The 11,985-nt window shown below is 65.1% G+C and carries 8 protein-coding genes and 1 pseudogene; 2 read left to right on the plus strand and 7 right to left on the minus strand.

The genetic code is table 11. The features are described from left to right. Positions 1 to 9: 9 nt before the first annotated feature. Positions 10 to 930: a 1-phosphofructokinase gene (pfkB, locus tag INS93_RS01630; protein WP_192980059.1), complete on the minus strand. Its 921-nt coding sequence runs from the start codon at positions 928 to 930 to the stop codon at positions 10 to 12. Further along, entirely contained in the window at positions 930 to 3,791 is a 2,862-nt protein-coding gene (gene ptsP / locus INS93_RS01635; RefSeq protein WP_192980060.1) for a phosphoenolpyruvate--protein phosphotransferase, read from the minus strand. Before ptsP ends, pfkB begins: the two co-directional genes overlap by 1 nt. Before the next feature lie 182 nt (positions 3,792 to 3,973). Here ptsP and cra point away from each other — a divergent pair, with 182 nt between their 5' ends. After that, positions 3,974 to 4,960, plus strand: coding sequence for a catabolite repressor/activator (gene cra, locus INS93_RS01640; protein WP_192980061.1), 987 nt, complete (start codon positions 3,974 to 3,976; stop codon positions 4,958 to 4,960). A gap of 53 nt (positions 4,961 to 5,013) precedes the next feature. Here the strand turns inward: cra and INS93_RS01645 are convergent, their stop codons facing one another. After that, entirely contained in the window at positions 5,014 to 7,071 is a 2,058-nt protein-coding gene (locus tag INS93_RS01645; RefSeq protein WP_192980062.1) for an AsmA family protein, read from the minus strand. Positions 7,072 to 7,207: 136 nt separating this feature from the next. Here INS93_RS01645 and INS93_RS01650 point away from each other — a divergent pair, with 136 nt between their 5' ends. Continuing rightward, positions 7,208 to 7,987 carry a TatD family hydrolase gene (locus INS93_RS01650; protein WP_192980063.1) on the plus strand — a complete coding sequence of 260 codons (780 nt, stop codon included), beginning with the start codon at positions 7,208 to 7,210 and terminating at the stop codon, positions 7,985 to 7,987. Between the two features lie 176 nt (positions 7,988 to 8,163). On the opposite strand, the gene INS93_RS24950 is transcribed toward INS93_RS01650, so the two are convergent. The 4 genes and pseudogenes from INS93_RS24950 to ampD form a co-directional block, all read right to left on the minus strand. Next, positions 8,164 to 8,877 (minus strand): methyl-accepting chemotaxis protein, encoded by a 714-nt coding sequence (locus INS93_RS24950; RefSeq protein ID WP_420707268.1) that lies wholly within the window; start codon positions 8,875 to 8,877, stop codon positions 8,164 to 8,166. A 141-nt stretch (positions 8,878 to 9,018) separates the two neighbouring features. Beyond that, positions 9,019 to 10,161, minus strand: a pseudogene (locus INS93_RS24955) (HAMP domain-containing protein); the annotation flags it as partial. A 396-nt stretch (positions 10,162 to 10,557) separates the two neighbouring features. After that, positions 10,558 to 11,391 carry a regulatory signaling modulator protein AmpE gene (ampE, locus tag INS93_RS01660; protein ID WP_192980065.1) on the minus strand — a complete coding sequence of 278 codons (834 nt, stop codon included), beginning with the start codon at positions 11,389 to 11,391 and terminating at the stop codon, positions 10,558 to 10,560. Between the two features lie 2 nt (positions 11,392 to 11,393). After that, positions 11,394 to 11,945 (minus strand): 1,6-anhydro-N-acetylmuramyl-L-alanine amidase AmpD, encoded by a 552-nt coding sequence (gene ampD / locus INS93_RS01665; protein ID WP_192980066.1) that lies wholly within the window; start codon positions 11,943 to 11,945, stop codon positions 11,394 to 11,396. Positions 11,946 to 11,985: the final 40 nt, after the last annotated feature.

Genomic DNA, 11,985 nt, shown 5'->3' on the forward strand with positions numbered 1-11,985 from the left:
GGGTGCCTCTTATTGTTCTAAAGGCTGCAGTTGCACGGCCGCTTCGAGACGGGCCAACTGCTCGCGATCATGGATACCGAAGCCGATCTGGGTGACCGCCTGTGCCGCCACCGCCGTGGCCAGGCGCAAGGTGCGCTCAGCCGGCCAGCCTTCGAGCAGGCCATGCAGGCTGGCCGCCAGCAGCGAGTCGCCGGCACCGACCGTACTGGCGACTTCGACACGCGGCGGTATGGCTCGCAGGGCGATATCCGGCCCATGCCAGTCGACGCCATCTGCACCACGCGACAGCAGCACATGCTCGATGCCCTGCGCGCGCAGCGTCTGCACGGCAGCAGAAAGGTCGCTGCCGCACACCTCGGCCAGCTCTTGCTCGTTGGGTTTGATCAGCCAGGGCGCGACACCTAGGGCGGCTTGCAGGGCCGCACCACTGCTGTCTACCGCCAGCGGTACGCCGCTGGCCTTGATGCGCCGCAACAGACCGGCGAACCACTGCGGGGTGACGCCACGTGGCAGGCTGCCAGCGACCACCACGGCGTCATGCCCGGCGAGCAGCGGTTCCAGCTCAGCCTCCAGGCGTTGCAGGTGCTCGGCCTCGACCTGCGGGCCAGGGCCGTTGAGGTCGGTGATGCAGCCATCGGCCTCGGCCAGCTTGATGTTACTGCGCGTCTCGCCCGGCACGCGGACGAACAGGTCGTGAAAACCGCGCTTGTGTATCAGGTTCTCGAACGGCGCGGCATTGGCGCGGCCAAGAAAGCCACCCACGCTCAAGGTATGGCCAAGATCGGCCAGCACCTGGGCGACGTTCAGGCCCTTGCCGGCGGCGTGACTGCGCAGCTCATGGCAGCGGTTGATCGCGCCGGGCTGCAAGCGGTCGAGACGCAGGGTCAGGTCCAGCGCCGGGTTCAGGGTCAGGGTCAGGATTCGGGCCATCAGTGCATCTCCGCCACCAGCGCGCGAACGGCGCTGGCACTGTCCAGGGTCAGGGCGCGGTCGGCCAGGTTTCGCGCCTGCCGGCTGTCCAGCTCACGCACGCGCGCCTTGACCAGGGCAATCGAACGCGGCGTCACGCTCAGTTCGTCCACGCCGAGACCAACCAGCAGCGGTACGGCCAGACGGTCGCTGGCCAGTTCGCCGCAGATGCCGACCCACTTGCCTTGCGCATGAGCAGCGGTCACGGTCATCTCGATCAGGCGCAGCACGGCCGGGTGCAGGCCATCGGCCTGCGCCGACAGCTGCGGATGGCCACGGTCGATGGCCAGGCAGTACTGAGTCAGGTCATTGGTGCCGATGCTGAAGAAGTCCACCTCGCGCGCCAGCACCGGCGCCAGCAGAGCCGCCGAGGGCACTTCGATCATGATGCCGACTTGCAGGTCGCGCACCTCGATCTCTTCGCGCAGGCGCTGCACCATGTCACGCGCCGCACGCCACTCCTCCACCGAACCGACCATGGGGAACATGATCCGCAGCGGGCGGCCATCGGCCGAGGCAAGCAAGGCGCGCAACTGGGTTTCCAGAATGTCCGGGCGCTGCAGGCTCAGGCGAATGCCACGCACACCCAGGAAAGGATTTTCTTCGGCCGGCATCGGCCAGTACGGCAGGGGCTTGTCGCCGCCAACATCCAGCGTACGCACCACCAGCGGGCGCCCGTCCAGCGCATCGAGCACACGACGATACTCGCGCTCCTGCGCGGCGTGATCCGGCGCCTGGGCATGCTCCATGAACACCAGCTCGGTGCGCAGCAGGCCCACCGCTTCCGCGCCCAGTTCCACGGCGTCGGCGGTTTCGCCGCTGGCACCGATATTGGCTGCCACCTCCACACGCACACCGTCGCGAGTCTGCGCATCGTTGAAGCGCTCGGCATGCGCCTGCTCGCGACGCTGCTGCGCCGTCTCACGTTCATGCAGCGCCTGGTCGCGCTCTGCAGCATCCGGGGCGATACGCAGCAGGCCGCTGTCGCCATCGAGCAGCAGCGGCGTGCCTTGCGCCAGCGCCAGCACGCCATCGCCAGCACCAACCACAGCGGGAATCCCCAAGGCGCGGGCGATGATCGCACTGTGCGCGGTGGCGCCACCCTGGGCGGTCAGGATGCCGGCCACACGCTGACGGTCGAGACCGGCGACGTCCGACGGCACGACTTCAGCCATCACCAGGATGTAGGGCTCGTTCGGCTCGCTGGGCAGCTCGATGCCACACAGGTGCGCCAGTACACGGTTGCCGATATCACGCAGGTCAGCCGCCCGCTCGGCCAGCAATGGGTCATGCAGCGCTTCCTGACGCTTGGCAGCTGCCTCGACTTCGACCTGCCAGGCTGCTTCGGCGCTTGCACCCTTGCCCAGGCGCGCCTCGACGTCTTCGCGCAGCGCCGGATCGGCGAGCATGGCCAGGTGGGCACTGAAGATTTCCCGGATGCTCGCCACACCGGCGCCATCGACCATGCGCTGGATCTGCGCAGCGACAGCGGTCAGGGCTGCATCCAGGCGCGCGCGCTCCTGCTCGACACCCTGGCCTTGCTCGGCGAAATCAAACACTGGCGGTGTACGCACCAGCGCCGGGCCCATAGCGATGCCAGGCGAGGCACCGACCGCCTGCAGACGGCTACCGGCAACGGGAGCAACCGCTTCGACAGGTTCCAGCTGCGCAGCGACTTCAGGCAGCGCGTCGCTCAGCGGCTCGACCGTTTCACCCAGGCCACTTTCCAGCGCGGCGCGAATGGCCGGCAGTGCACTGTCGGCAATCGCCGGTTCGGCGCTGAATTCGAGCATCTGACCACGCCGCGCGCCCAGCGCCAGCAGGCGGCTGAGGCTCTTGGCCGAGACGCCGGCGCCCGTGTCACCGAGCAGGCGCACGCGGGTCTCACCGGCGAAGCCCTGTGCCAGCTCGCTCAGCGCCTTGGCCGGGCGCGCATGCAGACCATGGGCATTGAGCAGCGGCACGCTGAGGCTGGGCCAGTCCGGCGGCACCTCACCGCCCAGCGCCTCGATCACCTGCCGGCTGTCGCTGGCTTCGCTGAACGCGGCCGCGCGACCACCGATCAGCACATCGCACAACCGTTCCAGCGCCTGACGGTGCGCCTCGCCCTGGCTGGCCAGGCAGAACAGACCGCGCAGCGCCTCACCGCGAAAAGTCAGCGGCTGCGCTGGCGTGACGAACGCCAGGCCGGGCCGCTCGACGCTGGCCTCGCTGTGCAGCCACCACAGACCATCGCCCAACGGCAGCGGCTCGCCCCGCGCCAGCCCGAGAGCGAAGCCACTGCGGGCACAGCCGGCCTGGCGCAACAGGCGCGCGCCCTTCCAGAGCAATTCATCGAAGTCTTCAGCCGGCTGCGCCAGCGCCACCAGTTGACCGTCCAGCGCCAGCGCCTGCGGTGCGCCCTGCAGCAGTTCGAGTATCTGCGCCGGCTCGCGGGCTTCGCGCAGCGCCTGGCTCAGATCGCCTTCGCCCAGGGCGCGGGTCAGCAGTTGCAGCAGGTGCAGGTGTTCGTCGGATTGCGCGGCGATGGCGATGGCCAGGTAGACCTGCTGGCCGTTGCCCCAGTCCACGCCCGCGGGGAACTGGATCAGGCTGACGCCGGTACGCAGCACCTGATCGCGGGTCTGCGGTGTGCCATGGGGGATGGCGATGCCCTGGCCGAGAAAGGTCGAACCCTGAGCTTCGCGTGCCTGCAGGCCTTCGAGATAAGCCGCAGTGGCCAGGCCGGAGCTGGCCAGCGCATCGCCGAGCATGGCCAGGGCTTCGCCCTTGTTCGCCGCCGCCCGGCCCATCTGGATTTGGCTGGCATCGAGTTCGAGCATGGTGGTCTCCGGCTTATTGTTTTGGCTAAGACTAGTCGATGAATCACATTGCTGAAACGATTCATCAAGCGCTGGCACCTTATCCGATAATGAGTAATCCTTGAAGCCCGGTCGTCGTCGAGTCGGTGTAGACTCGCCGCGCTCGCACGTTCGAAAACTTTTCCCTGCATGGTGCTGTGCCCGTGAAACTCAGCGACATCGCCCGCCTGGCCCAGGTCTCGGTGACCACCGCCAGCTACGTGATCAACGGTCAGGCCGAGCGTCGGCGCATCAGCCCTGCCACCGTGGCCAGGGTACTGGCAGTGGTCGAGGAACATGGCTATCGCCCGGATCAGCAGGCCGCCAGCCTGCGCCGCGGGCAAAGCCGCTGCCTGGGTTTCATCCTGCCGGACCTGGAAAACCCCAGTTATGCGCGCCTGGCCAAGCTGCTCGAACAGAAGGCCCGCGCCGCCGGCTATCAGTTGCTGATCGCCAGTTCCGACGATGACCCGAGCAGCGAGCGCCAGTTGCTCGAGCTGTTCCGCTCACGCCGCTGCGAGGCGCTGATCGTCGCCAGTTGCCTGCCTGCGGACGATCCGCTGTATCCGGCCATCGTCGCCGCCGGCCTGCCGGTCGTGGCCGTGGACCGCGCGCTGTCGCCCACTCACATTCGCTCGGTGGTCAGCGATGACGAGCAGGCCGGGCACACCCTGACCGAAAGCCTGCTGACGCCCAAACCCCGGCATATCGCCCTGCTCGGCGCGCGCGCGGAGCTGGTCATCAGTCAGGCGCGCGAACGTGGCTTCCGTTCGGCACTGGCTGGCTTCGACGGGCGCATCAGCGTCTATCACGGCGAGCTGTTCAGTCGCGCTTGCGGCTACCGACAGATGCAAACACTGCTAGAGGAAGTCGGCTCGCCGGATGCGCTGCTGACCACCGCCTACGTGCTGCTCGAAGGGGTGTTCGATGCGCTACGCGAACAGGGCAGCGAACAATGGCCTTCAGTGCGCCTGGCCACCTTCGGCGATACCCAGTTGCTGGATTTTCTGCCGCTGCGAGTCAATGCCATGAGCCAGCAGCACGAATGCATCGCCGAACGCGTGCTGGCCTGGACACTGCGGGCGGTGGAACACAACGACTATCAGCCCGGCATCGAGGCCATCGGCCGCCGCTTCAAGGCCCGAGCCTGAATATTGGCCCTCGAGGCCGAGGCGGGTTGCACCCGCCCTACGCGCTGAGCGGATCACTGACCACCCTGAATTTTCTGCAGCAGTGGCGCGCACTGGCTCGGCTCGTCACCAGCGCTGGGTGCCACCAGCGCCAGCAACCCGGCCGCCGGCGCCACAGCGACGCCCAGCGCCACCAGGCCAACACCACGCAGTGCCAGCGGCGTGGCCTGCACCCCCGGCGACGGCTCCTTGAACGTACCGCGCACATAGAGCGGCGAGCGCAGGGAAAAGATGCGAAAACCCTTGGTCGATGGCGTGATGGTGAAATCCAGCCGCTCGTTGGCAAAGTTGGCGCTGCCGTCGACCTTGATCACCGCATTGTCGGTGTCGATGACGAACAGCTGCGTGCTCATCAACCCCTGCTTGATACCGAAATCAGCCGCCGCACAATGGATCTTCACATCCTCGTCGCCGAACAGCCTGCCGACCAGGTAATTGCCAACGTTCAACCCGGCGATCTCCATCAGCCCGCGACTCACCGCCCCATCATTGATCAGCATCTTCAGTTCGCCATCGGCGCTGCCGAGCAATGCGGCCACCGAGTTGCCGCGGCCGCTGATGCGCGCATCGCCGTTGAGCGCACCGAGGCTGGTCTGCATCGGCGCAAAGCTGGGAAACAACTGTTTGAGCTTGAGCTCGCGGGCACGCAGACGCATCTGCCCCTGCAACGGCGTGGTGGCGCCATTGAGGCGAATTTGCGAATCGAGCTCGCCACCGGCCATGCCGAAACGCAGCGGTTCCAGACTCAGCGTGCCGTCATTGAGCACCACATGAGTGTCGAGATCGGTGATCGGCAACTGCTCGCTGTGCACGATGCGCTTGCCAACGAAACGCACATCGGCGTCCATCGCACGCCAGCGGTCGGTACGAAACTCGGAGACAGGTAGCGCCTTGTTCGCCGGCTGCACGTCCTGCTCGCCACGCTCGCGCTTGTCTGCGCTGGAGTCGGCGCCGATCAGCGGTGCCAGATCACTGAACAGCAGTTGGTTGGAGGTCAGTCGGCCGGACAGCTTCGGTCGCGGCTCGCGAGCCACGAACGTCAGGTCGCCCTGGACATCGCTGTCGCCGATCTGGCCGTTGAAACCGAGGTAGCGAAAGATCGCCCCGTCGGCATCGTGCAAGTCGGCCTGCAGGCGACCATCGGTGCTGTACCGCGGGGTATCCGGCAAGGTCACGCCAGTCAGCGGATACAGCTGACCGAGGCTTGCGCCGGACAGTCGCAAGCGCAGATCCAGTGCGCCCAGATTCTGCGGATCGGTCAGGCTGCCAGCCAGCACGATGCGGGTCGCGCCAATGCGCACATCGGCCTGCAACGGGAACGGCTGCGACGCGTCATGCAACGCCAGCAGGCCACCGACCTTGCCGTTACCGGTCAACGGCTGCCCGCGAAAATTGCCCTTGGTCTGCCAGGCGAAGGCGTAATCCTGGGCGCTGGCATTGCTCTCGGCCAGGCGCTCGACCGCGCTCTTGCCAACGATCTCGGCGAATGGGATCGGTTCGCCAAGCGGCTGGATGAGTACCTCCAGGCGAGTATTGCTGACCTTGTCGTCGAGCTTCACCTGCCCCTTGTCGAAAGCTATGGTGCCGATATCCAGCGTCCAGGCGCCGGGCTGATCGGTGTCGTCCGCTGCCTCTTCGCCCAGGTCGAACACCCAGTTGGCGCGGCCATCGGCCAGGCGCTGCAGATCGGCGACCGGCGCGCCGAGCTCGATACTTGGGATGCTGACCGTCTTCCACAGCAGCGGCAGGGGCGACAGACGCAAACGCACGCTGTCGAGGCTGACGAAGGTATCGCCCGGCGCCCAGTCCGGGTTGCCCAGGCGCAACTGCTCGGCAGCAAAATGGGGCCAGGGTAGCCAGGCGCTCAACCCCTGCTGACCGGCTTCACGCTGCCAGACCACGCGCAGATCGCCCTCGATGGCGAACGGCCGATTCAGGGCCGCCGATACCTGTTCATTGATCAGCGGCCGCGCCCGATTCCAATCGAACAGCACCAGAAACAGCATCAACGCCGCCAGCAACAACAGGAAAACGGCGCACGATGCGCCTACAAACTTGCGCAAATGACGCACCCAGCGACCTCCTTATTTCACTGCCCGAGTGAAAATCGTCCATGTCCATACGACTGAAAAGATTCGCCAACGCTCCCTTGTTCTGGCGTGAAAGGGGAAAATAGCTGATTCTGAATGCCCGCTGGTGAGCAGACCCATGCGCCTGATCGACACCCATTCACACCTGGACTTCCCCGACTTCGACGCCGACCGCGACGAAGTACTCGCGCGCAGCCGCGCGCTGGGCGTGCAGCGCATGGTGGTGCTCGGCGTCTACCAGGCCAACTGGCAGCGACTGTGGCAGTTGGTCGAGGCCAACGAAAACCTGCATGCTGCGTTCGGCCTGCATCCGGTCTACCTGGAAGACCACCACCCGCAGCATCTCCCTGAGCTGCGCGACTGGCTGGGCAAACTGGCCGGGCATCGCCAGCTGTGCGCCGTCGGTGAGTTCGGTCTGGATTATTACCTGGAACACCTGGATCGGCAGCGCCAGCAGGCGCTGTTCGAAGCGCAGCTGCAACTGGCCGCCGAGTTCGAACTGCCGGCGCTGCTGCACGTGCGCCGTGCCCATGCAGCGACCATCGCCACACTCAAGCGCTTTCGCCTGGCGCGCGGCGGCATCATCCACGCCTTTGCCGGCAGCCATGAGGAAGCTCGTGAGTACATCAAGCTGGGCTTTCGCCTCGGCCTCGGCGGCGCCGCCACCTGGCCGCAGGCCAATCGCCTGCACAAGGTGGTCGCACAGCTACCACTGGAAGCCATCGTGCTTGAAACCGACGCCCCGGACATGGCCCCCGCTATGTATCCCAACCAGCGCAACAGCCCGGAGTATCTGGCTGAAATCTGCAGCGAGCTGGCAGCGCTACGTGGCGTTACAGCCGAGGAGCTGGCGGCGGCCAGCAGCCGTAATGCGGATGAGTTGTTCGGCTGGACATAGACCGCACAGAGCGTCGGCAAATCGCCCTACACGACCGTCCGTAGGAGCCCCGCCCCGGGGTGAATGTTTCCAGATCGAGCCGCCCAAATTCGCGGCGGTCGCAGGAATGCTGTGGGAGGGGCTTTAGCCGCGACGACTACAAAAGCATCGCCGCTGAAGCCCCTCCCACGGTGCGATCAGACCCTGAATGCGCCGATCAACTGCTTGAGACGCGAAACCAGCTCGCTCAGCTCGCGGCTGGCCTGTTCTGTCTGGCTGGCCCCAGCAGCAGTGCGCTCACCCGCATGGTTGATCTCGACGATGTTCTGGTCGATATCGTGCGCCACCGCCGTCTGCTGCTCGGCCGCCGCGGCGATCTGCTGGTTCTGGTCGACGATCATGCCCACCGCGCCGAGTATGTTTTCCAGGGCCTGCTGCACCTTGCCCGATTGGCTGACCGTGCCATCCGCCATCTGATGGCTGGCGTTCATCGCCTTCACCGCCGCCCCCACACCGCCCTGCAGCTTGGCGATCATCGCCTCGATCTCTTCGGTGGACTGCTGCGTGCGCTTGGCCAGGTTACGCACCTCGTCAGCCACCACGGCGAAACCGCGACCCTGTTCACCAGCCCGCGCCGCCTCGATGGCGGCATTGAGCGCCAGCAGATTGGTCTGCTCGGCGATCCCCTTGATCACGTCGAGCACCTGGCTGATCGCCGCACTGTCACTGGCCAACTGATTGATCACCGCCACCGACTGGTCGATTTCACCGGCAAGACGCTGGATCGCACCAACCTGCTGCTCGACCAACGCGCGGCCGCTGACTGTTTCCTGATTCACGCTCTGCGCGCTACCGACCGCTGCGGCAGCGCTGCGCGCCACCTCCTGGGCAGTGGCGGACATCTGGTTCATCGCCGTGGCCACCTGCTCGATCTGTGCACGCTGACCGGCCACCGCCTGGTTGCTCTCGCCTGAAACCAGCTCGACGCGATCCGCCTGGCCGCCGACCTCGCCCACCGTATGCCCGACGCGTTCGATCAGATCATGAATGCGCAACACAGTCTGGTTGAATACCTGCCCCAGCTCGCCCAGCTCGTCTCGGCTCTGCGCCTGGAAGTTGGCCGTCATATCGCCTGCGGCAACCCTGTCCATCACCTTGCCGAGGTTTTTCAGGGTCGAGCGGGTGGACACGTAGAAGCCGCTGTAGAGGTAGACGATCAGCAGGAACACCACCACCAGCGCCACCACCAGCAACACCATCTGCGCACGGTTCTCGGCCAGCCGCTCGCTCAACTGGCTGTCGAGGAACGCCAGCAGGCCGTCGTTGAAGGCGTAGGTCTTGGCCATTTCCTGGCTGACCTGATCGTAGAACTGCGCCCAGGGCGTATCCAGGCTGTCGGCGATGATCACCTGATCCTCGAACAGCACGCCGCTGTCCTTCAGACTCTGGCGACTGGCTTCGGCCAGACTGCCCAGCCCGTTCTGCGCAGCGACGTTACCGGCCAGTGCCTCCTGCAGATTCAGGCCGTACTCGGCGTGCAGCTTCTCCAGCTGCAGCAGCAGGTCATCGAACTGGGTGCTGGCTGCGGAATTGAGAAAACCCTGCCCCAGGGAATAGGCGCCGATGGCACGGCCTTGACTGAGCACATCGGTGATCTGCGGGGTGACGTTGGTGATCAGCTCGGTGATCTGCCGCACCTGGCGTTGCGGATCCTGGCTCAACCCCGCCTGACTGGCCACCAGTTTGATGAAGACCTGGGAAGACCCCAGCAGCTTCTCGACGATGACGGTCTTGCTCTGCAAAGAGGTCTCGGCCTGTGCGCCTTTCAGCTCGGCCAGCAATTCGTCGCGCTTGGCGACGAACTCCGCTGCCTGCTCGGCATCGCTGGTCACCGGCTGCAGCCCTTGCAGGCCGGCATTGAGCGACTCCTGCAGTTGATCTATACGCCCCTCCAGATCCCCCGCCTGACCGGACTGACCGATCATCGAGTTGATCTGCACCAGATCGTTGAGGCTTTCAAGATCACGACGCAGCTGCAGGCTGCTGCCGAGTAGCTCGAGGCTTTCCAGGGCAGTCTGGGTGCCGACGAACTGACGATAGGAGTCGCGCACCAGATAGAAGTTGGTGACGAGCATGGGCAGGAAGAATAAAACGCTGATCAGGCTGAACTTCATGCCGAAGCTGAGGCGATTCATCAGCGCGATGGCCGGATACAACACGGTCTTCACTAGACGTCTCCAGTTGCCATTATTGTTATAGGTATCGCTTGGATCGCCGCCGAGCCTCTCACGGGCTGATCACGGCGTCCTGTGTCGACCGACCTGCGGCGCGCCGATCCATACGGCGAATACAGGCAGATAAATGTGACGAAAATCACCAAACAGGGTCGACTACGGCCTCCTTATACCCCTTATCGACACGCGCCTCTGTAACTTAAGGTTAAACGCGCGCCGAGAGCGCTCAGCCAAGGCCATGCAGGTGTTCCAACTCGGGGCACGGCTTCCACAAAGCCAGCACGTAGGGCGGGAACAACCCGCCGCTGTGCGTGACAGCAGGCTGCATCCGCCCTGCATACCGCTCGGGCAGGATCTCTAGATGAACAGCACCCAGACCGCGTAACCGGCGTACCAGACTACCGCAGCACGGATCAGCAGTTGCCACAGCTGATCCAGGGTCTCGACGCCTTCCTCGCCCATCACCGGCGGCGGCATCTCACCGGCCGCACGCCCGGCCTTGATCACCAGTTGCGCGGCAGAAATGTCCCAGCTCAGCAGCTCATGCAGCAAAGCGCGGCTGACGGCGACGAAGTTGCCGACCAGCGCGAAACTGGAAGCCAGTACCCGCGCCGGCAGCCAATCGAAGGCGTGGCGCAGTTGCACGGCGCGCTCACGCAGGGCGGCTTGCTGCGCATGCTCGGCGCTCAAGGCCAACAGGCGATAAGCCAGCGCCGCCATGGGACCGAGCAGCAGATACCAGAAGATAACGGCGAAGAAGCTCTGATAGGCCTGCCATAGCAGATGCCCCTGAACCTGCTGCAGCAGCTCGGCACCCTCCTCCGCCTGCAACGAAAGGTCACGCTCAGCCACATGGTAAGCCGCCTGACCGTCACCACGGCGCCAGGCATCGCGAAACGGCCCCAACGCCGCAAGCAGATCGCCACGCCCCAGGCTGTAGATCAGCACCAGCAAATGCACGGGCAAAGCCAGCCAGCCGTAGGCCAGAGGCTTGAGGATCAGCAGCACCAGCCCCAACGCCAATACCGGCAACAGCACCAGAATGGCCAGGCACAGCCACGGAGCCTGCTGCAGACCGCCTTGTTGCAGGCGCTGCAGTTGCGCCAACCAGGGGCCGTCCTGCTGGATGCGCAGACGCCAGGCGGAAAATTTCTCGACCCACAGCACCAGCAGAATCACCAGAAAACTCATTGCTACCTCTCCTTCAATTCGGCGTGCAGACGCGACCAGTCGAACGCTGCCCCCGGGTCGGTCTTGCGCCCAGGTGCGATATCGCTGTGGCCACGGATACGTTGCGTCGATAGCGCCGGGTAGGCGTCCAGCAACTGTCGCGTCAGCTCGGCCAACCTGGCGTACTGAGCGTCGGTGTAGGGCAGATCATCCGTCCCTTCCAGCTCCACGCCCAGCGAAAAATCATTGCAGTTGTCGCGCCCCTCGAACCAGGAAATCCCGGCGTGCCAGGCACGATCCAGACAGGAGACGAATTGCGTCAGCCCGCCATCACGCTCGATGAAGAAATGCGCGGAAACCTGCAGGGACGCGATCTCGGCGAAGAAAGGATGCTCATGCACGGGCAAGCGGTTCTGAAAGAACGCCTGCACCTTGCCGGTACCGAACTGCCCAGGTGGCAGGCTGATGTTATGCACCACCAGCAGGGAGATTTCGCCACCGGGACGCGCGTTGAAATTCGGCGATGGGCAGTGAGGGATGCCCTGGAACCAGCCAGTGGAAGGGTCGAGCTGCATGCGGCACTCCTGAACGTGTCACCACTCTAGAGCAGGTGGC

Source organism: Pseudomonas sp. EggHat1 (genome assembly GCF_014892995.1).
Taxonomy (GTDB): domain Bacteria; phylum Pseudomonadota; class Gammaproteobacteria; order Pseudomonadales; family Pseudomonadaceae; genus Aquipseudomonas; species Aquipseudomonas chaetocerotis.

Bases quoted from the DNA above. Each gene is read 5' to 3' on its own strand.
- pfkB (WP_192980059.1), bottom strand. From the start codon at position 930: ATGGCCCGAATCCTGACCCTGACCCTGAACCCGGCGCTGGACCTGACC.
- ptsP (WP_192980060.1), bottom strand. From the start codon at position 3,791: ATGCTCGAACTCGATGCCAGCCAAATCCAGATGGGCCGGGCGGCGGCG.
- INS93_RS01650 (WP_192980063.1), top strand. From the start codon at position 7,208: ATGCGCCTGATCGACACCCATTCACACCTGGACTTCCCCGACTTCGAC.
- INS93_RS24950 (WP_420707268.1), bottom strand. From the start codon at position 8,877: ATGAACCAGATGTCCGCCACTGCCCAGGAGGTGGCGCGCAGCGCTGCC.
- ampE (WP_192980065.1), bottom strand. From the start codon at position 11,391: ATGAGTTTTCTGGTGATTCTGCTGGTGCTGTGGGTCGAGAAATTTTCC.
- ampD (WP_192980066.1), bottom strand. From the start codon at position 11,945: ATGCAGCTCGACCCTTCCACTGGCTGGTTCCAGGGCATCCCTCACTGC.